Genomic DNA, 22,214 nt, shown 5'->3' on the forward strand with positions numbered 1-22,214 from the left:
CGGCCTGGTTTCGTAACGGATTGCGATGGGGCTATCGCCATTCCGTCAGATCAGGCCTATGGTGATTACCAGGGGGAACGGGGCGATTGCAGGGTGGTGGGGAATGACTTGGCAACTCTGGGTATTGATTGCGGTGGCAGGGATCAGCGCCGTGGTCCTGACGGTGGCACGCTTCCGGAAGGCACAGCGGGTTCTCGACGGACTGATCGACACCATCGAGCCGCACGGCGAGACCGCCGGCGATGAGCACCGGCCGAAGGTCGCCCACGAGCGGGCCGAGCACCGCCCGAAGGTCGCGCACGAGCGGGGCGACGAGCTCGCCCGCCGCCGCGGTGCCCGCCAGCTGAGTACGACGCTCGTCCCCCGCGCGGCCCACGGCCACCGCGGCCGGCGTTGAAGGCGTCACGGCAGGTCCGGCCGTCCGCGGAGCGGCCGGACGAGCGTTGAGGGCGCGTCTCCCAATCCCGCGCCTACTGCGTGGTACCCGCCACGGCACCTCGCGGGACGGGAGACGACCTCTAGTCGAGCAGCCCGTCGCGCCGGGCGACGGCGGCGGCTTCGGTCCGGGAGCGGACGCCGAGCTTGGCCAGGATGTTCGAGACGTGCACGCTGACCGTCTTCTCGCTGATGTAGAGCTCGCGGGCCAGCTGCCGGTTGGTCCGGCCCTCGGCGAGCAGCGCCAGCACTTCGTTCTCCCGGGCGGTGAGCGCCGCTGACCCGGCTGGGTCGGCAGCACTGCCCAGCTCGTCCAGCAGCGGCTGGGCGCCGAGCTTTCGCGCGACATCCGCCGCGAGCTGAGCCTGCTCGTTCGCGTCTGCGACTCGCCCAGCGGCCCGCAGCGCGGTCGACAACCGGACCCGCGACCACGCCTGCTCGTACACGAAGCCATAGCCGAAGGCGTCGACGGTCCGCTGCCAGGTCGCGACGAGCTCTTCGGGGGTCGGCGGCTCCACGCCCGCCAGCCACCGCAGCCGCTCCCACTCCGCTTCCAGCCGCGCCAGCCAGGCGATGCCTTCGACCCCGAGCACTCGGCCCGGCGGCAGTCCCTTCTCCGCGGTCGCATGGCCCGCGGCCAGCAGCTCCGCCCCGCGGGCTACCAGTTCCTCCGCCGCCGACGGCTCGATGACGGCCCGGTCGCACAGCACCTGCAGCCCGAGCGTGGAGAATCGGATCTTGGCCATGAACCACTCGGTCTGGAACACGTCCTCGAGCAAAGCCGACACGTCCGCGACCAGCTTCTCCGCCTCCGCGAGCTGGCCGAGCTGCCGGTACGCCTCCACCGCCGGCTGCAGGCCGATCAGCGGCAGCATGACGTCCAGCGACCACCACTTCCGCGTCAGCTGCAGGTCCTCGGCCACCGACGTGTCGCCTCGCCCACTGCGCACCGCGAAATCGACGCTGCGCAGGCCGGCCGCGGCCGCGGCCGGCGTCATCGCATCGGCCCGGGCGGTTTCGGCCGCCTCGTCCCACTCGCCGATGGTGAACTGCGTCAGTGCCAGCATCCGCCGCGCGTCGAACCCGTACGCCGCCCACTGCCGGCCGAGCTCACCGGCCCGCTGCGCGGCGTACTCGAGCGCGGCCTTCGCGCTGGCCAGCTCGCCGAGGTCGAAGTGGTTCGCACCGAGCAGGTATCGGCTGCGGACCTCGGCAGCGGCGTCACCCGCCAGCTGAGCCCGTACGGCGGCCTCTTCCAGCTGCTTGGCGGCGGCGACCGGGTCTCCGGCGCGCTTGCGCAGCTGGGCCAGCGTGATCCCGGCGTCGCCGGCCGCGGACTCCTGGCCGACCTCGCGGGCGATCTGCAGCGCCTCCCGCGCCCAGCGCTCGGCCTCCATCGGCCGGCCGAGCGCGTCCGAGACGCGGGCGTACAGCGCGATCACCTTGGCCTTGAACGCGCTGGCCGGTTCGTCGGCGACCAGCCGGAACGCCTGCGAGGCGGCTTCGTTCGCCTCGTGGTCGTGGTCGATCACCAGCGAGATCTCCGACAGCGGCAGCAGCAGCTCGACGCGCTGCTGGATCGGGGCGTCCGCGGGCAGGTCGGCCAGCGCCTTGCGCAGCAGCTTCGCCGCGCGCAGGTGCTGGGACGACAGCGTCGCCGCCATCGCGGTGTCGACGATCAGCCAGGTCTTGTCGACCGAGCTGCCTTCCTCGGGGAACAGCTCGAGCGCCATCTCGTAGTGCTTCAGCGCCTCCTGCGGCGCCGCGACCGAGAGCGCCTCCTGCCCGGCCCGGACCCGCGCCTCGAACGCGGTGACCAGGTCGTGCGAGCGGGTCGCGTGCCCGGCCAGCTCGGCCGCCGTACCGGGGACGGTCTGGTCCTGCAGAGCCTTCGCGTACGCCGCGTGCTGGCGGACCCGCTCGCCCGGCAGCAGGTCGTCGTACACGGCCTCGGCGAGCAGGGCGTGGCGGAAGTAGTAGCTCGAGTTGCCCGGGTGCTCGATGATGTGCGCGTCGATCAGCTCGCGCAGCGCGGTCTCCAGCTCGCGGTCGGGCAGACCGGCGACAGCGGTCAGCAGCTGGTGCGACACCCGGCGGCCGGCGACGGCGATCACCCGGGCGACCTGGCGGGCGTCGTCGGACAGCGGGTCGAGCCGGACGAGCAGGAGGTCGGCCAGATCCGGCGGTACGGCGTCGGCGTCGCCGAGCGAGGCCGCGGCGACCAGCTCCTCGGTGAAGAACGCGTTGCCGCCGGCACGGTCCAGGATCCGGCGCTCCTCGGCCGCCGGCAGGCGCTCGGGCAGCAGGGCGTTGAGCAGCGCGCGGGACTCGTCGGTGTTGAGCGGGTTGAGGTTGACCCGCCGTACGCGGGGGTTGCGCGACCACTCGGCGATCGGGCGGCGCAGCGGGTGCCGTCGGTGCAGGTCGTCGCTGCGGTACGACACGATCAGCGCGAGTCGCTGGGAGGTCAGCCGGGTCAGCAGGAAACCGATCAGGTCCCGGGTGGAGTCGTCGGCCCAGTGGGTGTCCTCGACGATCACCAGCAACGGCTCGCTGGTCGACAGCGCGGTCAGCGCGCCCAGCACGGCGTCGAACAGCGCGGCGCGGTCGAGCGGCCCGTCCTGCGGGACCGGCTGGGCGCCGATCAGCCGGTGGGTGGGCAGCAGCCGGCCGATCGCCGGGAAGTTGGTGAGCACGCTCTCGACCAGGTCCGGGCGCTCGCCCGCGAGCCGGCCGAAGATCTCGCTGAACGCCAGGTACGGCAGGCCGGCGTCGCCGAAGTCGGTGCAGTGCCCGACCAGTACGCCGAAGCCCCGCTCGTGCGCGCCGGTGGCCACCTCGTCCAGCAGCCGGGTCTTGCCGACGCCGGCGTCACCGGACAGCAGAATGGCGCCGGCGCGGCGGGTCTTCGCTTCGTCGACGGCACTGAGCAGGGCGGCCATCTCGGTCGAGCGGCCGACGAGAGGTGTCGAGGTCCAGGGCACGTCGTCCATCTTCGCCCCTGGAGCCGACACAAATCGACGGCAGCCCGGCCCACGCTTGTCATCTGAGAGCAGAATCCGCGTCTGGTGACCGTCGGCAGAACGTGAAAAGCCGTCCCTGACCGGGGATTGCTGGTCAGGGACGGCGTGCACGGCGGTCACGCGGCCGGAGTGGGTCGCAGGAACCGGCGCGCGTTCCGCGACGGCGTCTTCTGCTGCGCTGGCGCGATGCGCTGCTTGCGGGTGGTGGCCCGGAAGTCGCGCTTGATCCGCTCCTGGCGGTAGTTGTTCTCGGCCTGAATCGACTGCTCGGTGGTGAACATCATCGTGGTGTCCTCCTCTCAAACGTTCCGGGTGAACAGGTGGGTGAGGTGCCGGCGGGTCCGGGTGGCCCGGTTCGCGCGGCTGAAGTCACGGGTGAGGCGCTCCGTGCGGTAGCTGACCTCGGCCTTGACCGACTCGGTGGTGTGCATCTGCGGTGCCTCCTGGGCGGTTGTGCTTCGACTCGTTGTCGATGGCCCTAATCTGCGCGGCTGAGGAGGCCCGGCACATCGGACTTCCTCCCTATCCCTGCGCGCCGCGCTCCCTAGGACGCCGTACGGGGTCCCTACGAGGGCGAACGCACCAGCGCGACCGGGTTCCGGAGAACCTCGGTCGCGCTGGTGGTCGAAGGGGTGGTGGCCGGGCGCTCACATCGCGTGCCGGGCGCGAGCCAGGTGCGGGCGAGGTGCCGGCGTCTGCGCCGTACGGCGCAAGCGCTGGAACAGTCCCGGCCGGTGGAAGAGCTGCCGGTTGCGCTCCTGGCGGTAGGCGACCTCGGCCTGGATGAATTCGGTGCTGGGGTAGAACGACATGCTGTCCTCCGGGAGTTCGTCGATACCCCGACACTCCGCCGGTGAGGTGGCCGCGCACATCGGCACTACTCCCTAGGCGCCGCGCCCCGGAGCCTTAGGGTGAGGCTCGGCGGCCTTAGGCCCCGCCGGAATCCCTCAGGAACGCGTCCAGCTCGGCCCGGGTGGGGCCGGTGGCCGGTCCGCGCCGGGTGACGGCGATCGCCGCGGCCGCGTTCGCCCGCCGGGCCGCTTCGAGCGGCTCGAGTCCGGCGGCGAGGGAGGCCAGGAACGCTCCCGAGTGCGCGTCGCCGGCACCGTTCAGATCCACCGCCTCGACCGCGAATCCCGGCACCAGCTCATCGCCCACCCGGCACCCGTCCGGCCCTAACCGCACGATCACCCCGCGCGGGGCAGCGGGCCCGCCGCCCAGGACCGCCGCCTCCCGCGCGTTGCAGCTGACCCAGTCGGCCCGGCTCAACGCGACGTCCAACGCCTCCGCCGGGATCTGCCCGACCAGCGGACCGGGATCGAAGAAGACCGTGCCGGCCAGCTCGGGAAGCCGCCGGACCAGCGTCTCCCGATTGACCGCATGCAGCAGGCTGTACCCGGAGACGTAGACCAAGTCGCCCTCGTCCGTTTCCGGTACGTCGCTCAGCGTCGCCTCGGCGCCCGGACTGGTGACGAAGGTGCGCTCACCGCCGCTGTCCACCAGGACGACGACGAACCCGGTGTCCAGCTCGGGACGTTGCGGCTGCGGAAAGTCGATCCCCTCCCGGTGCAGATCCACCCGCGCCTGGTCGGCGAACGGGCCGGTCCCGAGCACGCCGTAGTACGACGTCTCGAGCCCCAGCCGGCTCGCCGCCGCCATCACGTTGAACCCGCCCCCGGTCGCCCGATCGGTCGATCCCGCCAGCGCGTCCCCGCCGCGCTCCGGCAGTTCGTCGACCGTCAGCACCAGGTCGACCACGACGTTGCCGAGATGCACGAGCCTCATCCGCGGCGTACCTTCAGCAACTCGCCGGCCAACGAGTCCAGGTCGAGCCCGTTCACCGCGGCGACCGTACGCCGGACGTCGGCCGGAAACGCGTCGACGCCGTGGCACGCGCCGACCACGGCCCCGGCGATCGCCGCGATCGTGTCGGTGTCGCCACCCAGCGAAGCCGCGACCCGAACCACGGTCCACGGATCGTCGCACCCGTTGGCCACCGCGAACGCCGCGGGCACCGACTCCTGACTGGCCAGACTCGTGCCCACCAGCCCGTACAGGAGGTCCGCAGCAGCTCCTGGCTCCAGCGTCGCGCCGTCCGACTGCGTGAGCACCGTCACCGCCCAGCCGATCCGGATGCCCACGTCGGCGCCCGCTACCCAGTAGCCGTGGTGCGCGGCCGATCGAGCCGCAGCGACCGCCGCGGTGGTTGCCTCCGGCACCGTGGCTCCGTCCACCCCTGCACCCACGGCGGCAGCAACCGCGGCCGCGGCCGACAACGCCAGTCCGGTGTTGTGCGTCGGAGCGCTGGCGGCGACCACCCGGTCGACCAACAACTCCACCTCGTCGGCAGGCGTCGCGATCCCCACCGGCGTGATCCGCATCGCGGCACCGTTGGTCGTGCCGTAACGGCCCGTCCGCGTGATATCGCCCCCGGCCAGCAACTCGTCGAGCGCCCGCTTGGTCGACGGCCCGAGCAGGTCGAGCGACCCGCGGGCCCGCATGTCGTCCTCCCACGCGATCAGCCGGCGCGCGAGTTCGTGCCCGTCCACGAGTCCGTTGCCTTCGATCACCAACCTGGCCAGCAGCACGGCCTGCTCGGTGTCGTCGGTGATGGCCCCGGCCGGCATTCCCGCCGCCAGCGGCTGGTCGTCCGGCGCGGGGTGCAACCCGTCGATCACCTCGCCGTACCGCTCGACGATGCGGGCCCTGGGCAACGACTGGGTCGGCATCCCCAGTGCGTCCCCGATCGCCAGCCCGTACAGGGCTCCGGCCGCGCGCGATTCGGCCGACGTCATCGCGGCGTCTCGCTGTAGGTGAGGTTGAGCTCGAAGTGCTTCGGATCCAGCAAACTGTCCACTTGCTCGGCGAACCGGTTGTCGGCCGTCCAGCTCGTCCGGCGGCTGTGCAGGAACCAAGTGTTTTCCGGACGGCCCAGCAGCGTGGCCTCGTCGGCGGTGAGCGGCCGCGCACGCAGCCGCTGCTCGCCTTGGGTCAGGTGGAGCCCGGCCCGCGTCAGTGTCGAGATGATCGATCCGTCGTCGAGCCCGCGCGACGGCAGGTCCCGGAGCTGCTCCACGGCCGGCAGCCGGCTGCGTTCCAGCGAGATCGCCTCGCCGTCCACCAGCGACCGGATGCGTTCGACCACGATCACGTCGGGGGAGTCCAGGTCGAGCTGCTCGGCGAGCTCCGGGTCCTGGTCGAGTTCGAGGCGCAGAATGCGGACCCGGGTTTCGACGCCCTGCTCGGCCAGCGCGTGCGTCCACCCGAGCGGATCGTCCAGCGGCCGCCCGTCGAACAGCACGAACGACCCCTTGCCGGTCCGGGTGGTGATCAGCCCGTCCGCGGTCAGGACGGCGAGCGCCGAGCGGACCGTGTTCCGGCTGACGCCGAACCGCCGGGCCAGCTCCACCTCGCCGGGCAGCCGGTGGCCGTGGCCGACCCGGCCCGACCTGATCTCCCGGGCCAAGATCGAGGCGATCCGCTCGTGCTTGAGGGTGACGCCCGGGGTCACTGGCCGGAACCACCCGCGGAGCGCAGTTGCTCGACGGTGACGATCTCCAGCATCGGCGCGTACAGCCGCATGATGTCGATCGCCTTGTGATGGCTCGCCTCGTCGACCCCGGCGCAGGCGTCCTCGACGACCTGGACGTGTGCGCCGGCGTCCACCGCGGCGAGCGCCGTCGACAGCACGCAGCAATCGGTGGTCACGCCGGCCAGCACCAGCCGCCCGTCCGGCGCGACCGCGTCCGCCAGCTCCCGGCCCCACTTGCTGAACGTCGGCTTGTCCAGTGTCGGCGCACCGCGGAACTCGTCGACCAGCTGGTACGCGTAGGAGTCCGGCGGCTGCAGCGCGAACGGCCACTGCTCGTAGTACGGGATCCAGGAACCGGCCGGTTCCCCGGCCGGCGCGACGAACCGGGTGAAGATCACCTGCGGCGCGAACAGCTCGACCAGGTGCTGGGTCGGCTTCACCACCCGCTGGAAGTCCGGCGTCGCCCAGCCGCTGTCCGGCTCGGCGAAGATCCGCTGCAGGTCGATCAGCGCGAGCACCATCTCAGCTCACCCTCTCCAGCGAGGACTGCGACTCCTGAGCCTGTACGGCGCGGCGCCCGGCGAGCAGCTGGACCACGAACCCGCCGACCAGCGCGACCAGGACGCCGAGGTTGGCGAACGCCCACGACCCTTCCTTGCCGCCGAGGCCGAACGGTTCGAGCAGGTAGCCCTGCCAGGTCAGCCAGTCCGCGTTGCCGTTCGTGACCAGGCCCCAGCCGATGCCGGTGGCAACGAGCATGGTGACCACCGGCAGCCACCGGACGTCGCCGTACCGGCCGCGGCGGTCGAACAGGTCGGCGTCGGCGTAGTCGCGCCGCCGGGTCGCGATGTCGGCCAGCATGATGCCGCACCAGGCCGCGACCGGGACGCCGAGCGTGATCAGGAAGCCGGTGAACTCCTGCAGGAACTCGTCGCCGAAGAACACCACGTAGATCGTGCCGGCGATCATCACCAGACCGTCGACGAACGCCGCGACGTACCGCGGGACCGGGACGCCGAGGGACAGCAGCGCGAGGCCGGAGGAGTAGATGTCGAGCACCGCGCCACCGACCAGACCGAGCACGGCGACGATCACGAACGGCACCAGGAACCAGGTCGGCAGCGCCTCCGCGAGGGCGCCGATCGGGTCGGCGGCGATCGCCGCGCTCAGGTCGGTCGACGAGCCGGCCAGCAGCAGGCCGAAGATCAGCAGCACGATCGGGGCCAGCGACGAGCCGAACGTGGTCCAGCCGACGACACCGCGGCTGGACGCGGTCCGGGGCAGGTAGCGGGAGTAGTCGGCGGCCGCGTTCACCCAGCCGAGGCCGAAGCCGGTCATCAGGAAGACCAGGGCACCGATCAGTTCCTGGCCGGAGCCGCCGGGCAGGGCCGAGACGGTGGACCAGCTGACCTGGTCGGCGACCAGCGCGATGTAGACGACCGTCAGCACGCCGGTGACGATCGTGATGATCGTCTGCATCCGCATGATCAGGTCGAAGCCGAGCACGCCGCAGGCAACGATCAGGGTGCCGACGACAACCAGCGCGACCACCTTCGTGATCGAGCCGCCGCCCCAGCCGAGCCGCTCGAACACGGTGGCCGTGGCGAGCGTGGCGAGGATCGTCAGCACGGTCTCCCAGCCGACCGTGAGCAGCCAGGACACCAGCGACGGCAGTTTGTTGCCGCGCACCCCGAACGCCGCCCGGCTGAGCACCAGCGTCGGCGCCGACCCGCGTTTGCCGGCCAAGGCGATCAGCCCGCAGAGCAGGAACGAGAACACGATCCCGACCAGACCCGCGATCACCGCCTGCCAGAACGAGATGCCGAACCCGAGCGCGAACGCGCCGTAGCTCAGCCCCAGCACCGACACGTTGGCGCCGAACCACGGCCAGAACAGCTGTTGCGGCCGGCCCTTCCGCTCGGCGTCGTCGATCACGTTCAGCCCGTTGGTCTCCACCGCGAGCGCCCTCGGCTCCGGCGCCCCCACTTCCACCCGCTCGGCCACGGCCGTCTCCTGGTCTCGATGAACCTGTTCAGTCCTGTCCAGTCAGGCTAGGTCGGGGGTCGTGGGCGGTCAAGGAAATACCTGGTCTCCCCGGTTGACCTAGAGCGCGCTCTAGCCCGTAGCGTCGGCGCAAGCCGAGCAGAGGGAGTTGTGGTGAGACGGTTCGAGGGCAAGGTCGCGTTGATCACCGGTGCCGCGCACGGGATCGGGCGGGCGACGGCGGTCCGGCTGGCGGCCGAAGGGGCGTCGGTCGCGGTCGCCGACGTCGACACCGACGCGGCCGGGCAGCTCGCCGCCGAGTTGGCCGGCGACGGCGGATCGGCGATCGCTCTCGCGTGCGACATCACCAGCCGGGACTCGGTCGACGCGGCGGTGGCGGCAAGCGTCGACCGGTTCGGGCGGCTCGACGTACTGGCTCAGGTGGCCGGCCACAACCTCGCGAACCGGACCGAGGTCGAGCCCGGTGACGATCAGTGGGCCCGGCAGTACGACTTCACCTTCACCGGCGCGGTCCGCTGCATCGAGGCGGCGCTGCCGCAGTTGGTCGCGTCCGGCTCGGGCGCCGTCGTCCTGGTCGGGTCGATCAGCGGAGTGGTTGCCCTAGGCACCAACCCGTACGCCGCGGCGAAGGCCGGCCTGATCAGCCTGGTCGCCAACCTCGCGGCCGAGCACGGCCCGAGCGGCGTCCGCTTCAACGTCGTCGCTCCCGGCACGATCGCCACCCGTGCCTTCGCGAACCGCCCCCAGGCTCTGGAGGACCTGAAGGCGATCTACCCCCTGCGCCGGGTCGGCCAACCCGAGGACGTCGCCGCCGCGGTCGCCTTCCTCGCCTCGGACGACGCGGCCTGGATCACCGGCATCACGCTGCCGGTCGAAGGCGGCCTGACCACCGGGCCGGGTCATCTCATCGGCTGACACGTAGAGTCGGTGATCGTGCTGATCAGTGCTGCTGTGGACGGGTTCAGGTTGGTGTACGACGTAGCGGGCGACGGGCCCCCTGTCGTGTTGCTGCACGGCTGGCCGGGCGACCGGACCGACTACCGGCGGTTGGCGCCGATGCTCGTCGAGGCCGGGCGCCAGGTGGTGGCTCCGGACCTTCGTGGCTTCGGCGCATCGGACAAACATGCCGCGGACGGCCAGTACGACGCGTTCGCGCAGGCGCGCAGCGTGGCCGGGCTGATCGAGGAGCTCGGGCTGGAGCGGCCCGTGCTGGTCGGGTACGACATCGGGAGCCGGATCGCGCAGGCGGTGGCGAAGACGCGGCCGGAGCTGGTCGGGGGACTGGTCGTCGCGCCGCCGTTGCCGGGGATCGGGAAGCGGGTCTTCGGTGAGCGGGCGCAGACCGAGTTCTGGTACCAGTCGTTCCACAAGTTGCCGGTGGTCGAGCAGCTGATCGACGGCAAGCCCGACGCCGTTCGCGACTACCTGCGGCACTTCTGGACGCACTGGTCCGGGCCGGGACTCGAGCCGGAACTCGACCACCTGGTCGAGGTGTACTCCCCGCCGGGAGCGTTCACCGCGTCGATCAACTGGTACCGCGCGGGCGCCGGCGCGGTGGCGACGTCGGCGGCCGAGGTCGCACCGGCGGCCGGCGACCGGATCGGCGTACGGACCCGGGTGGTGTGGCCGGAGCACGACCCGCTGTTTCCGCGGGAGTGGTCGGACCGGCTGGAGGAGTTCTTCAGCGACGTGACGCTGCGGTTCGTCGACGGTGTCGGGCACTTCGCGCCGCTGGAGTATCCGGAGGTGCTCGCCGAAGAGGTCGGGAGACTAGGCTGAATCCATGGCTGATCACGCGGTCCATCTGCCGATGCCGACGGTGCGGCCGGCTGTGGGTGCGCTGGCGAAGCTCGCCCCCGAGCCGGTGCGGTACCTGCTGAACTGGGGACGCAAGTACTCGCTCTGGGTGTTCAACTTCGGGCTCGCCTGCTGCGCGATCGAGTTCATCGCGGCGTCGATGGGACGCCACGACTTCATCCGGCTCGGGGTGATCCCGTTCGCGCCCGGGCCGCGGCAGGCCGACCTGATGGTGGTCTCGGGCACGGTGACCGACAAGATGGCGCCGGCGATCAAGCGGCTGTACGACCAGATGCCGGAGCCGAAGTACGTGATCTCGTTCGGCTCCTGCTCGAACTCCGGCGGCCCGTACTGGGACTCGTACTGCGTGACCAAGGGCGTCGACCAGATCATCCCGGTCGACGTGTACGTGCCTGGTTGCCCGCCGCGCCCGGAGGCGTTGCTGCAGGGCATCCTCAAGCTGCAGGAGAAGATCGCGGGCGAGAACGTGACCAGCCGGTACGAGCCGTCGGCGCAGGCGCTGACCCGCGGCCTGGTGGAGCCGAAGTGACCGACCGGCCGGAGGCGGGCAACCTGCTGTCCGCGCTGACCGACGCGGGGATCGCGGCGACCGGGTCGGACAGCTTCGGCGTCGCGACGGTCGACGTACCGGCCGAAGCGTGGGTCTCGGCGCACGAGATCCTGCGCGACGAGGTCGGGCTGATCTTCTTCGACTTCCTGACCGCCAGCGACGAGCTGACCGACGGGTTCCGTGTGGTCACGCACCTGGCCGACTTCTGGGGCGGGGCCCACGTCGACCACGTGCTGGTCCGCACACTGGTCCCGCGCGCCGGCGCCGCGCTGCCGACGCTGTCCGAGGTGTACGCCGGAGCCAACTGGCACGAGCGCGAGACACACGAGATGTTCGGCATCGACTTCCCCGGCCACCCGAACCTGGTCCCACTGCTGCTGCCCGACGAGTTCGAGGGCAACCCGCTGCGCAAGGAGTTCGTGCTCGCCTCCCGCGTCGCCAAGCCGTGGCCCGGCGCGAAGGAACCCGGCGAGTCCGACCACGCCCCCGCGGCCGCGAAGACCGGCGCTCCCTCACGCCGCCGGACACTCCCGCCAGGCGTCCCCGACCCCGACAGCTGGGGCCCGCGCCGGCCCGGTTCCCCCGACCCGGACCCGCTGGCTCCCGCCCAGGCGGCCTCCACCCCCGCTCGCCCGCGCCGAGCCGGCGGCGAACGCAGAGCCCGCAAACAGGCCGAACCCACACCGGCGGAGCCCGCTGCGCCGTCCGCCCCGGCGGAGCCCGCCTCCCCGCCTGCTTCATCGCCGGAAGCGGCGCCGGAGCAGCCGGATGGACAAGCCTGAGCGAACCCGCTCAGTTCACCGGTTCGGTCAGGTAGAAGACCTCTTCCCGGGTGATCTGCCCGTCGGTGACCGTGTAGAGCGACAGCTTCGTCGTCTCCGGTTCGTCGCCGGCGAAGTGGAACGTGAAGCGCGCCGCGAAGTGGTCGGTCGAGACCAGCGGCCCGAGGATGTCCACGCCCGTGATCTCGTGCCCCTCCAGCGACCGGGCCGCGTTCTCCATGATCGCGGCCTCCCCGACCAGCTCCCCGTCGTACTCCGAAGGCGCGACCCGTACGACGTCCGCCGCCTGCACCCTGGTCGCCCGGGCGAAGTCCCCGGTCCGGAATCCCTCGACGAACTCCGTCGCCACCTCCGCGGTCGACAGCACCCGGAACGAGTCGCGGTGCTCGTGAACCCACTGCTCGAAGCTGCGACCAGGACGACCGGTGAGTTCCGTGTACGTCGGCACCACCGGCTCGGGATCGTCGACCAGCGACTCCCAGTACTGGATCGCGGGCCCGACGAACGCTTCGTCCGCGCCGGTCGCCAGCATCGCCTGCCGCGCTTGGTCGGCAGTCTGCTCCTCGACCCGGAGCTGTTTCCCGATTTCGGCGCCGATCGCCGCGACCTGCTCCTCCTGGGTCAGCACCCGCGGCCCGGTCAGCACGTACTTCTTGCCGCTGTGCGTCTCGTCCAGCAGCGCGAGCACCGCGACGTCGGCGATGTCCCGCTCGTGGATCAGCGACCGCCCGGCCTGCGGTGCGGGCATCGCGACCACACCACCGTGACGGATCTCGTCCGCCCATTCCAGCGTGTTGGCGGCGAACCCACCCGGTCGCAGGAAGGTCCAGTCGGCGTCCGACTCGACCAGCAACTGCTCCACCGCACCCCAGACACCGTTGTGTTCCGCAGGCTGGCTGTCGTCGACGTTCATCGCCGACAGGTAGACGACCCGCGGCACCTGCTCGGTCAGTGCCGCGACGACCGGCGCCGCGCCGTCCGCCGAGTACGACGGCCAGAGCAGGAACGCCGCCTCCGCGCCCGCGGCGGCCTTCCGCACCGCCTCCGGATCGGTGAGGTCGCCGACGACCAGTTCGACCTCGTTCGGCAGTCCCGCCAGCAACGGCTGCCGGACCAGTGCCCGCACGTCCGCGCCCGCTGCCAGCAGTCCGGCGACGACGTGCCGCCCGACTTTTCCGGTGGCTCCGGTGACCAGAATCATGTCCACTCCTTTGCTCGATGACGACAGCCTCGGACCTGAACGATGGTTGAGGTCAAGTCGGAGTCGGTAGGGTGCGCACATGCTCGAGTTCGTACTGCGGGTCGTCGGCGTGCTGGTCGCGTTCCTGGTCGCGCCGCTGGTGGTCGGTCAGGCCGAGCACAAGGTGATGGCGCACATGCAGTCGCGGCTCGGGCCGATGTACGCCGGCGGCTTCCACGGCTGGGCGCAGCTGGTCGCCGACGGGATCAAGTTCGTCCAGAAGGAGAGCGTCACCCCGGCCGCCGCGGACAAGCGGGTGTTCGAGTGGGCGCCGGTGGTCGCGATCCTGCCGTACATGGCGGCGATGGCCGCGATCCCGATCTCGCCGGTCCTGGTCGGTGCCCACCTCGACGCGGGCCTGTTCTTCGTGCTCGCGGTGATGAGCGTCGGCGTGCTCGGCTCGCTGATGGCCGGCTGGGCCAGCGGCAACAAGTACAGCCTGCTCGGCGGCCTGCGGGTCGCCGCCCAGCTGATGAGCTACGAGCTGCCGTTCGTGCTGTCGGCGGCCAGTGTCGCGGTCGCGGCCGGCACGCTGAGCCTGACCGGCATCGTCGATCAGTGGAACCCGTGGTGGCTGCTCTGGCAGCTGCCCGGCATGGTGGTGTTCTTCGTCGCCGGTCTGGCCGAGCTGCAGCGGCCGCCGTTCGACATGCCGGTGGCCGACTCCGAGGTCATCTTCGGCCCCTACACCGAGTACACCGGCCTGCGCTTCGCCCTCTTCCTGCTCGCCGAGTACGCCGGCATCGTGGTGCTCGCCGCGTTGACCACCGTGCTGTTCCTCGGCGGCTGGAGCGGTCCGGGTCCGGACTCGATCGGCTGGATCTGGTCGCTGCTGAAGATCGCGATCGTCTCGCTGGTGGTGATCTGGGTGCGGGTCGCGTTCCCGCGGCTGCGCGCCGACCAGCTGCAGAAGCTCGCGTGGCAGGGCCTGGTGCCGGTGGCGCTGATCCAGCTCGCGCTCACCGGCATCGGCGTCATCGTCTTCTTCTGAGCCGAAGCTGAGCCGGCTCAGGGCGTCGCGAGCGCCTCGGTGGGCGACAGGCGCGACGCCCGGATCGCCGGATAGAGCCCGGCGACTCCACCGATCACCAGCGTTGCCCCGAAGCCACCCACGACCGCCCAGAGCGGGATGACCGTCAGCCAGCCCTGGTACGCCGCGTAGCCGACGGTCACCGCGCTGCCCAAGGCAGCTCCGCCCAGCCCGCCGAGAGCCGACAACAGCAACGACTCGGTCAGGAACTGTGTCCGGATCTGGCCCCTGGTGGCGCCGAGCGACCGCCGCAGCCCGATCTCCGCGCGGCGTTCGAGCACCGAGATCACCATGATGTTCGCGACGCCGACCCCGCCGACCAGCAGTGCGACCGCGCCGAGTCCCAGCAGCAGACCGGTGAAGGCCTCGCCCGCGGCCTGCTGAGCGGCCAGCGCGTCGGACGGACGCGACACCTGGACCTCGTTCGGCGCCTCCGGGTTGGCCGTCGGCCCGAGCACCGCCCGGACCGACTCCACCTGTCGGTCGGTCGATCGGGTGTAGATCTTGGTCGGGTGCCCGTCGAAGCCGAGCGTCGTACCGGCCGCGGGCCAGCCGATCAGGACGGCGGAGTCGAGCTCGGGCGCCAGCGCGGCCGGGGAGAGGATGCCGAGCACGGTGAACCACTCGTCGCCGATCAGCACCTGGATGTCCGGGCCCGCGCGATTGATGCCGAGGCGTTCGGCCGCGCTCGCGCCGAGCACGGCCGCCGGATAGGTCCCGGTCGCCGCGTCGAGCCACCGTCCGCTGCGAACCGTTCCGCCGATGGTGTCGAGCAGGTTGGTCCGGGCGGCGTACGGGACGATGCCGTTGGTCTCGATCTCCGGGATCTTGTCGCTGCGGTAGACGCCTGCGTCGTCGACCCGGCCGATCGCGGACTGCGCCTGGACCGGCCCGATCCGGTCGACCATCGACTCCGCCGTCAGCGGCAGTTGTGCCTGCTCACCGGTCAGCCGGGTGCCCGGTTCGACCGTCAGAAGATTGGTGCCGAGGGCATCGAGTGTCGCGTCCAGCTCGGCCCGCGACGACGAGGAGATGCCGACCACGGCGACCATCGCGGCGATGCCGATCGCGATCCCCAGCGCGGACAGGAACGCCCGCAGCGGCCGGGTCCGCAGACCCACCGCGCCCACCTTGATCACGTCCCCGGGCCACAGCTTGGCCGGTCGGAGCCCTTCGCCGCGCCGGGCCATCAGTGCACCTCCGCGGTGATCCGGCCGTCGCGCATCTGGATCTGGCGCGGCAGCGAGGCGGCGATGTCGCGGTCGTGGGTGATCACGACGACGGTCGTGCCGGCGGCGTTCAGGTCCCGGAACAGCTGCATGACGCCGGCACCCGACCGGGAGTCGAGCGCGCCGGTGGGTTCGTCCGCGAGCAGGACCGCGGGCTCGCCGGCGACCGCCCGGGCGACGGCGACGCGTTGGCGTTCACCGCCGGACAGCTCGTGCGGCTCGTGGTCCAGCCGATGGGCCAGCCCGACCCGCTCCAGCGCCGCCGCGGCCCGTTGGCGCCGTTGCGCCGCCCGCAGGCCGGAGTACAGCAACCCGTCGGCGACGTTGTCGACGGCCCGTACGCCGGACGCCAGGTGGAACTGCTGGAAGACGAACCCGATCCGGCTCGCGCGCAGCGCCGACAACCCGGCGTCGGACAGCTTCGCGACGTCGTACGAGTCGATCCGGACGCTGCCCGAGGTGGGCCGGTCCAGCGTGCCGAGCACGTTCAGCATCGTCGACTTGCCGGACCCGGACGGTCCCACGATGGCGACCAGTTCGCCCTGGCCGATCCGCAGCGACACCCCGCCGAGCGCCGCGACGCCACCGGCGTACACCTTCGTCACGTCGGTCAGCTCGATCACTTCGGCACCCCTACCGCGAGGCCGGCCTTGATCCCGGAACCGGAGATCTCCACCCGGCCGCCCGCGAACAGGCCGGTCTTCACCGGCACGTACCGGGTTCCGGTGTCGTCGCTGACCTCGACCCCGAAGCCGCCCTCGCTGAGCGCGAGCAGCGCGGCGACCGGCACGGTCAGCACGTTCTTGCGCTCGGACGCGGTGAAGGTCACGTCCACCGAGGCGGTCGGGTAGTTCGCCAGCGCCTTCTGGTTGTCGATGGCAACGATCACCTCGAGCTGGGTGGTCGCCTCCTGGTCCTGCCCGGACGCCGGTACGACCACGGTCGAGACCTTCTCCACCCGGCCCTTGACCGTGCTGTCGTCGGGCAGCGCGACGCCGACCTCGGCGCCCTTCTTGGCCAGCCGCAGGTCGGCCGCCTCCAGCGTGACGGTGACGGCCTTCTTCGTGCCCGTGTATCTGAGCACCGGTTGCCCCGGACCGGTCTGCGCGCCTTCCTGGGCCTGCACGCTCTCCACCCGGACCGGACCGGCCGCGAACAGCACCTGACCCAGCTCGACGCTGCCGGACTCGGTCAGGCCGCGGTCCTCCTGCCACTGCTCGACGGCTTCGGCGGTGTTCGACGTGTACTCGTCGTCGACGGTGAACCCGTCGTACCCGAGCGCCTGGAGGTTCTGCTCGAGCTGGAGCACGTCGGGCCCCTCACTGCCGGTCGCGAGCCGCCGGTACGCCGGCAGTGCGCCGTACATCAAAGTGGTCGGCTTGTTGTCGATCGAGTACAGCGGCTGCCCGCGGTGGAACTGCTGACCGCTCTCCGGCAGCCCGGTGATCGTCCCGGGGGTGCGGGCGGAGGCTGTGCTGGTCGTGCCGTAGCCCAGCTCGCCGTCCGCGCTCTCGGTGTCCTTCAGCGTCTGTTGCGTGACCTTCGCGGTGTTGACGGGTACCGCCGGGCCGGACTTGTCGGCCGCCTGGCTGTTGTCCGTACGGGTGAGCAGAACGGCAGTCAGCACTCCACCCGCGGCCAGCACGGCCACGGCGGTCACAGCGGTCCTGCCGCGACGGCGACGAGGCATCACCGACCTGCCAGGATGCTCTGGCAGGCAGCCTGCGCCTTCTCCAGGTCCGGGTCGCTGCCTGCCTCCTTGTCGATCTGGATGCCGCGCTGGCCGGGCTTGGGGTCCGGGAACTTCTCCACGCCGTTCTCGCGCATGCACGCGGCGAACTTGCGGCCGTTCGCCTCCTGCTCCGGGTTCGGCTTGCTGTCGGCCTGCGGGTTGTACTTGCGGCAGGCCTCCATCGCCTGCTCGACCTTCTCGCGGCTCATCCCGGACTCCGGCCCGAACTTGAGCATCACCCCCTTGCCCGGTTCCGGGTCCTTCACGTCCAGCCCGTTCTCGCGCAGGCACTGGGCGAACTTGACGCCCATCTCGTCCTGGCTCAGGTTCTCCGCCGCGGCGTCGCCGCCACCGGTGCTCGCCTCCGGCTGGGACGTGCCGCCCGAGGCCACCCCCTCGGACTCGGGCTCGGAGCCGCAGCCGGTCAGGGCAAGGGAAGCCGTCAGGACCAGCGCGGCCAGCAAGGACAGTCGTCTCATGGTGTCTCCTCGAACAGGTTCGGTTTCGTCCCAGCCAAGCCAGCGGAGCGTTTCCGCACCGTTTCGGTGTTCGCAAACACCGCGGAAACAGCCGATCGGTGATGATGGGGAGCAACGGCGGAAGGCGGCGAGGCGTGCGGGTACTGGTGGTCGAGGACGAACCGTTGCTGGCGGCAGCGATCGCGGAGTGGTTGCGGGACGAGGCCCACGCGGTCGACGTCGCCGCGGACGGCGCCGCCGCGCTGGAGCGCCTGGACGTCAACGAGTACGACGTGGTGGTGCTGGACCGGGATCTTCCCGTGGTGCACGGCGACGAGGTGTGCCGCCGGCTGGTGGAGTCCGGGTCGTCCACCCGCGTGCTGATGCTGACCGCCGCCGCGGCGGTCACCGACCGGGTCGAGGGACTCGGGCTGGGCGCCGACGACTACCTGACCAAGCCGTTCGCCTTCGCCGAGCTGGCCGCCCGGGTGCTGGCCCTCGGCCGTCGCAGCCGGCCCGCCGATCCACCCGTACTACGGCGTGCCGGGCTGACCCTCGATCCCGCCCGGCACGAGGTGTTCCGGGACGGGCGGTACGTGCCGCTGTCGAAGAAGGAGTTCGCCGTACTGGCCGAGCTGCTGCGAGCCGACGGAGCGACCGTGTCGGCGGAGCTGCTGCTGGAGAAGGCGTGGGACGAGCACGTGGACCCGTTCACCGGAGCGGTCCGGCTGACCATTCTCAAGCTCCGCCGCAAGCTCGGTGAGCCGGGACTGGTCGACACCGTGACCGGCGTCGGGTACCGGATCCCATGAAGCGGCTCACGCGGAAGCTGACGCTCCGGGCCCGGTTGACCCTGATCTACGGCGGGATGTTCGTGGTGGCCGGGATGCTGCTGCTCGGCGTGACGTACGCGCTGTTCAGCCAGCAACTGGGTAAGGAGCAGCGGGTGCTCGTGCGCGGCACGTTCCAGCCGCCACCGGCCGCTGCCCCCACGACGCCGGGTGCGACGCCCTCGCCGGGTGCGACGCGGAACCCAGGCGCGTCGCCGAGCCCGGGCGCGACCGTGCAGCCGAGGCCCAACCAGCTCTTCGTGCTCAACCAGGACGGCGACGTGCTGACCGGCCCGGAGGCCGATCGGGTGATGGAGGAACAGCGCCGGACCGTGAAGGCGGCGGCGACCAAGTCCCTGCTGGTGCAGGGCGGCATCGCGCTGGTGCTGGTCGGCGGACTGGCGGCCGGCTTCGGCTGGCTCGTCGCGGGCCGGGTGCTCGCGCCGCTGCACCGGGTCACTGACACCGCGCGCCGGATCGCCGCCGCACCCGCCGCGGGCCGCGGCCTGCACGAACGGATCGCGCTGGACGGCCCGGACGACGAGGTGAAGAACCTGGCCGACGCCTTCGACACGATGGTCGAGCGGCTGGACCACTCCTTCGACGGGCAGCGCCGGTTCGTCGCCAACGCCTCGCACGAGCTGCGCACGCCGCTGACGCTCGGCCGGGCACTGGTGGAGATCGCGATGCACCGCAAGACGGCTTCCCCTGACGTCCGGCAGCTCGGCGAAAGCCTGCTGGAGATCAACAGCCGCCACGAGCAGCTGATCAGCGGGTTGCTGGTGCTGGCCGACTCGGAGAAAGCGCTGACGGCGGTCTACCCCGTCAACCTGGCCGACGTGATCACCCACGTGGTGGCTCAGCTGACCCGTGAGGCGACCGCGGCCGGCGTACGGGTGACGGCTGATCCGCAGGACGCTCCGACGGTCGGCGACGCGCTGCTGCTCGAGCGGCTGGTGCACAACCTGGTCGAGAACGCGGTCCGGCACAACGTGGCCGACGGGTGGGTGCGGGTGACCAGCCGGACGGTCGCCGGTGAGCGGGTCGAGGTGGAGGTGAGCAACACCGGGCCGGACGTTCCGCCGTACGAGGTGGAGGGGTTGTTCAAGCCGTTCCGGCGGCTGGGCGAGGACCGGATGGTGGGGGCGAAGGGAGCCGGGCTGGGGCTGTCGATCGTGCGGTCGGTGGCGGAGGCGCACAGTGGGACCGTGCGGGCTGTGCCGCGCGACGGCGGCGGGCTGACGATTGTCGTGTCGCTGCCTGTCGATCCGGGCTGAGTCCGTTCGTGTAGTGGGTAGAACACTCACTTGGAGGTCGACATGGCGCAGTACCTGCTCAGCATCTACCAGCCGGACGGCGTGGTGCCGGACGAGGAGTTCCTGGCCCCGGTGATGCGGGAGCTCGCGGTCTGGAACGACGACCTGCGGGCCGCCGGCGCATGGGTCTTCAGTGCCGGGCTGCACCCGCCGGAGTCCTCGACGGTGGTGCAGCAGCAGGGCGAGGAGCTGCTGGTGACCGACGGGCCGTACACCGAGGGCAAGGAGCACATCGGTGGCTTCACGGTGATCGACGTGGAGGACCTGGACCAGGCGCTGGACTGGGCGCGCAGGCTGGCGAAGATCCTGGTCGCCCTGCCGGTGGAGGTCCGGCCCTTTGCCGGCTGATGTAGCGGACGTGTTCCGGCGCGAGCACGGGCGAGCGGTCGCCGTGCTGGCCCGGACCTTCGGCGACTTGGACATCGCCGAGGACGCCGTACAGGAGGCGTTCGCGGCGGCTGTCGAGCGCTGGCCGCAGCAGGGGATCCCCCCGAGTCCGGCGGGCTGGATCATCACCACCGCGCGCAACCGGGCGATCGACCGGCTCCGCCGGGAGGCGGCCCGCGAGGACAAGCAGGCTCAGGCGGCGCTGCTGCACGCCCAGGACGATCCAGTGGAGGAGGGCCCGGTGCGCGACGACCGCCTCCGCCTGATCTTCACCTGCTGCCACCCGGCCCTGGCGCTGAACGTCCGGGTCGCGCTCACCCTCCGCCTGCTGGGCGGACTGAGCACCGCCGAGATCGCCCGGGCCTTCCTCGTTCCGGAGTCGACCATGGCGCAGCGGCTGGTCCGGGCCAAGACCAAGATCCGCACGGCGGGCATCCCGTACCGGATCCCGTACGACGCCGATCTGCCCGAGCGGGTCCGCGGCGTCCTGGCGGTCGTCTACCTGATCTTCAACGAGGGGTACGCCGCGTCGTCCGGTGACGACCTGATCCGCAGGGACCTGTGTGAGGAGGCGATCCGGCTTGGCCGGCTCCTGGTCGAGCTGATGCCAGACGAGCCCGAGGCACTCGGCCTGCTGGCGCTGATGCTGCTCCAGCAGTCCCGTAGTCGAGCCCGCACCGCACCCGACGGCCGGCTGGTTCCCCTGCCCGAGCAGGACCGCCGGCTCTGGGATCAGCAGCTCGTCGCCGAGGGCCAAGAGTTGGTACGCCGCTGCCTCCGCCGCAACCAGCCAGGCCCCTACCAGCTCCAGGCAGCCATCAACGCCGTCCACAGCGACCCGCCCACCGACTGGTCCCAGATCGTCCAGCTCTACGACCACCTGCTCACGCTGACCCCGACACCCGTCGTCGCCCTCAACCGAGCCGTCGCCGTCGCCGAGCTCCACGGTCCGGCCGAAGCACTCGCCCTGGTCGACGCCCTGGACCTCGACACGTATTACGTCTTCCACGCCATCCGAGCCGATCTGCTCCGCCGCCTCGGCCGAACAGCGGAAGCCGCGACGGCGTACGAGAAGGCCTTGGCGCTCACCGGCAACGCCGCCGAACGCGACTTCCTGCAGCACCGGCTCGCCGAGCTCTGAACCTGTCGGTGGCAGGTGCGAAGGTTCACGGCATGACGACGCCGAAGCTGCACGACTGGATGATCGAGGAACGCGAGTACCTGCGGCAGGAGAGCCGTCGCGGCAAGCGGCACGCGTACCAGCACCTCACGCCGGCGAAGACCGCGCTCGTTGTCGTCGACATGGTCCCGTTCTTCTTCACCGACGGGGAGTACGAGCGTGGCATCGTGCCGCAGATCAGCACGCTGGCCGACAGCCTGCGCACGGCCGGCGGGACCGTCGCCTGGGTGCTGCCGGGATCGACCGAGCCGTCGGCGGTCACGATCGAGTTCCTCGGCGAAGAGGTCGCCGCGCAGTTCAACGCCTCCGGCGGGACCGGTCCGCTGCGCGATCGGCTGTGGCACGAGTTCACCGTGCACGACGAGGACCTGCTGGTGGAGAAGACCGCCGCCAGCGCGTTCTTCCCGGGGCGCTGTGACCTGCCCGGGCTGCTGACCGAGCGCGGGATCGACACCGTGCTGATCACCGGCACGGTCGCGAACGTCTGCTGCGAGTCCACCGCCCGCGACGCGAGCACGCTCGGATACCGGGTGCTGATGGTGGCCGACGGTGTCGCGGCCCGTCGGGACAAGGACCTGAACGCGACCCTGCACACCGTCTACCGGACCTTCGGCGACGTCCGGCCGACCGGCGAGATTCTCGCGCTGCTGGCCTCGGTGAGTCAGTAG

25 protein-coding genes are annotated in these 22,214 nt (G+C 71.3%); 11 read left to right on the forward strand and 14 right to left on the reverse strand.

Going from position 1 to position 22,214, the window contains the following annotated elements; genetic code table 11:
* Nucleotides 1-151: 151 nt before the first annotated feature.
* On the forward strand, nucleotides 152-397 hold the full coding sequence (locus BWI15_RS36955) for a hypothetical protein (protein WP_143466121.1): 246 nt from the start codon (nucleotides 152-154) through the stop codon (nucleotides 395-397).
* Between the two features lie 121 nt (nucleotides 398-518).
* Here the strand turns inward: BWI15_RS36955 and BWI15_RS40660 are convergent, their stop codons facing one another.
* From BWI15_RS40660 to BWI15_RS36985, 9 genes are all read right to left on the reverse strand, one after another.
* On the reverse strand, nucleotides 519-3,428 hold the full coding sequence (locus tag BWI15_RS40660) for a helix-turn-helix transcriptional regulator (protein WP_077019104.1): 2,910 nt from the start codon (nucleotides 3,426-3,428) through the stop codon (nucleotides 519-521).
* Nucleotides 3,429-3,574: 146 nt separating this feature from the next.
* Nucleotides 3,575-3,742, reverse strand: coding sequence for a hypothetical protein (locus BWI15_RS39675; RefSeq protein ID WP_168197380.1), 168 nt, complete (start codon nucleotides 3,740-3,742; stop codon nucleotides 3,575-3,577).
* Between the two features lie 15 nt (nucleotides 3,743-3,757).
* Nucleotides 3,758-3,889, reverse strand: a complete 132-nt coding sequence (locus BWI15_RS40545; protein WP_269087203.1) for a hypothetical protein — start codon at nucleotides 3,887-3,889, stop codon at nucleotides 3,758-3,760.
* A 216-nt stretch (nucleotides 3,890-4,105) separates the two neighbouring features.
* A complete protein-coding gene (locus BWI15_RS39680) occupies nucleotides 4,106-4,270 on the reverse strand; it encodes a hypothetical protein (protein ID WP_168197426.1) in 165 nt (54 codons plus the stop codon).
* A gap of 115 nt (nucleotides 4,271-4,385) precedes the next feature.
* Entirely contained in the window at nucleotides 4,386-5,243 is an 858-nt protein-coding gene (locus tag BWI15_RS36965; protein ID WP_077019105.1) for a PfkB family carbohydrate kinase, read from the reverse strand.
* A complete protein-coding gene (locus BWI15_RS36970) occupies nucleotides 5,240-6,253 on the reverse strand; it encodes an ADP-ribosylglycohydrolase family protein (protein ID WP_077019106.1) in 1,014 nt (337 codons plus the stop codon). The genes BWI15_RS36965 and BWI15_RS36970 overlap by 4 nt, the downstream gene beginning before the upstream one ends.
* Nucleotides 6,250-6,969 carry a GntR family transcriptional regulator gene (locus tag BWI15_RS36975; RefSeq protein WP_077019107.1) on the reverse strand — a complete coding sequence of 240 codons (720 nt, stop codon included), beginning with the start codon at nucleotides 6,967-6,969 and terminating at the stop codon, nucleotides 6,250-6,252. Before BWI15_RS36975 ends, BWI15_RS36970 begins: the two co-directional genes overlap by 4 nt.
* Nucleotides 6,966-7,511 carry a cysteine hydrolase family protein gene (locus BWI15_RS36980; RefSeq protein WP_077019108.1) on the reverse strand — a complete coding sequence of 182 codons (546 nt, stop codon included), beginning with the start codon at nucleotides 7,509-7,511 and terminating at the stop codon, nucleotides 6,966-6,968. Before BWI15_RS36980 ends, BWI15_RS36975 begins: the two co-directional genes overlap by 4 nt.
* Before the next feature lies 1 nt (nucleotide 7,512).
* Nucleotides 7,513-8,994, reverse strand: a complete 1,482-nt coding sequence (locus BWI15_RS36985; protein WP_193432215.1) for a purine-cytosine permease family protein — start codon at nucleotides 8,992-8,994, stop codon at nucleotides 7,513-7,515.
* A 153-nt stretch (nucleotides 8,995-9,147) separates the two neighbouring features.
* On the opposite strand from BWI15_RS36985, the gene BWI15_RS36990 reads away from it, so the two are divergent.
* Genes BWI15_RS36990 through BWI15_RS37005 form a run of 4 tightly spaced genes read left to right on the forward strand, consistent with a single transcriptional unit; the run spans nucleotide 9,148 to nucleotide 12,144 of the window.
* Complete coding sequence (locus BWI15_RS36990) at nucleotides 9,148-9,909, forward strand: SDR family NAD(P)-dependent oxidoreductase (protein ID WP_077019109.1); 762 nt, start codon at nucleotides 9,148-9,150, stop codon at nucleotides 9,907-9,909.
* 18 nt (nucleotides 9,910-9,927) lie between these two features.
* Nucleotides 9,928-10,773 carry an alpha/beta fold hydrolase gene (locus BWI15_RS36995; protein ID WP_237771616.1) on the forward strand — a complete coding sequence of 282 codons (846 nt, stop codon included), beginning with the start codon at nucleotides 9,928-9,930 and terminating at the stop codon, nucleotides 10,771-10,773.
* Nucleotides 10,774-10,777: 4 nt separating this feature from the next.
* A complete protein-coding gene (locus BWI15_RS37000; RefSeq protein WP_077019110.1) occupies nucleotides 10,778-11,341 on the forward strand; it encodes an NADH-quinone oxidoreductase subunit B in 564 nt (187 codons plus the stop codon).
* Nucleotides 11,338-12,144, forward strand: coding sequence for an NADH-quinone oxidoreductase subunit C (locus tag BWI15_RS37005; RefSeq protein ID WP_077019111.1), 807 nt, complete (start codon nucleotides 11,338-11,340; stop codon nucleotides 12,142-12,144). The genes BWI15_RS37000 and BWI15_RS37005 overlap by 4 nt, the downstream gene beginning before the upstream one ends.
* A gap of 10 nt (nucleotides 12,145-12,154) precedes the next feature.
* Here BWI15_RS37005 and BWI15_RS37015 read toward each other — a convergent pair whose 3' ends face one another.
* Complete coding sequence (locus BWI15_RS37015; protein ID WP_143466122.1) at nucleotides 12,155-13,345, reverse strand: NAD(P)H-binding protein; 1,191 nt, start codon at nucleotides 13,343-13,345, stop codon at nucleotides 12,155-12,157.
* 79 nt (nucleotides 13,346-13,424) lie between these two features.
* Here BWI15_RS37015 and BWI15_RS37020 point away from each other — a divergent pair, with 79 nt between their 5' ends.
* Entirely contained in the window at nucleotides 13,425-14,375 is a 951-nt protein-coding gene (locus BWI15_RS37020) for a complex I subunit 1/NuoH family protein (protein WP_077019112.1), read from the forward strand.
* A gap of 17 nt (nucleotides 14,376-14,392) precedes the next feature.
* On the opposite strand, the gene BWI15_RS37025 is transcribed toward BWI15_RS37020, so the two are convergent.
* Genes BWI15_RS37025 through BWI15_RS37040 form a run of 4 tightly spaced genes read right to left on the reverse strand, consistent with a single transcriptional unit; the run spans nucleotide 14,393 to nucleotide 17,854 of the window.
* Entirely contained in the window at nucleotides 14,393-15,604 is a 1,212-nt protein-coding gene (locus tag BWI15_RS37025) for an ABC transporter permease (RefSeq protein WP_077019113.1), read from the reverse strand.
* A complete protein-coding gene (locus BWI15_RS37030) occupies nucleotides 15,604-16,266 on the reverse strand; it encodes an ABC transporter ATP-binding protein (protein WP_077019114.1) in 663 nt (220 codons plus the stop codon). The genes BWI15_RS37025 and BWI15_RS37030 overlap by 1 nt, the downstream gene beginning before the upstream one ends.
* Nucleotides 16,263-17,303 carry an efflux RND transporter periplasmic adaptor subunit gene (locus tag BWI15_RS37035; RefSeq protein WP_237771617.1) on the reverse strand — a complete coding sequence of 347 codons (1,041 nt, stop codon included), beginning with the start codon at nucleotides 17,301-17,303 and terminating at the stop codon, nucleotides 16,263-16,265. Before BWI15_RS37035 ends, BWI15_RS37030 begins: the two co-directional genes overlap by 4 nt.
* A 29-nt stretch (nucleotides 17,304-17,332) precedes the next feature.
* On the reverse strand, nucleotides 17,333-17,854 hold the full coding sequence (locus BWI15_RS37040) for a hypothetical protein (protein ID WP_077019116.1): 522 nt from the start codon (nucleotides 17,852-17,854) through the stop codon (nucleotides 17,333-17,335).
* A 134-nt stretch (nucleotides 17,855-17,988) separates the two neighbouring features.
* Between BWI15_RS37040 and BWI15_RS37045 the strand changes: the two genes are divergently transcribed.
* The 5 genes from BWI15_RS37045 to BWI15_RS37065 are packed head-to-tail and all read left to right on the forward strand — an operon-like array spanning nucleotide 17,989 to nucleotide 22,214.
* Complete coding sequence (locus BWI15_RS37045) at nucleotides 17,989-18,645, forward strand: response regulator transcription factor (RefSeq protein WP_077019117.1); 657 nt, start codon at nucleotides 17,989-17,991, stop codon at nucleotides 18,643-18,645.
* A complete protein-coding gene (locus tag BWI15_RS37050; RefSeq protein WP_077019118.1) occupies nucleotides 18,642-19,940 on the forward strand; it encodes a sensor histidine kinase in 1,299 nt (432 codons plus the stop codon). Before BWI15_RS37045 ends, BWI15_RS37050 begins: the two co-directional genes overlap by 4 nt.
* A 42-nt stretch (nucleotides 19,941-19,982) precedes the next feature.
* Nucleotides 19,983-20,327, forward strand: a complete 345-nt coding sequence (locus BWI15_RS37055; protein WP_077019545.1) for a YciI family protein — start codon at nucleotides 19,983-19,985, stop codon at nucleotides 20,325-20,327.
* Complete coding sequence (locus BWI15_RS37060; RefSeq protein ID WP_077019119.1) at nucleotides 20,317-21,507, forward strand: RNA polymerase sigma factor; 1,191 nt, start codon at nucleotides 20,317-20,319, stop codon at nucleotides 21,505-21,507. The genes BWI15_RS37055 and BWI15_RS37060 overlap by 11 nt, the downstream gene beginning before the upstream one ends.
* 32 nt (nucleotides 21,508-21,539) lie before the next feature.
* Nucleotides 21,540-22,214 (forward strand): isochorismatase family cysteine hydrolase, encoded by a 675-nt coding sequence (locus BWI15_RS37065; RefSeq protein WP_077019120.1) that lies wholly within the window; start codon nucleotides 21,540-21,542, stop codon nucleotides 22,212-22,214.

The organism is Kribbella sp. ALI-6-A, assembly GCF_001984195.1.
Taxonomy (GTDB): domain Bacteria; phylum Actinomycetota; class Actinomycetes; order Propionibacteriales; family Kribbellaceae; genus Kribbella.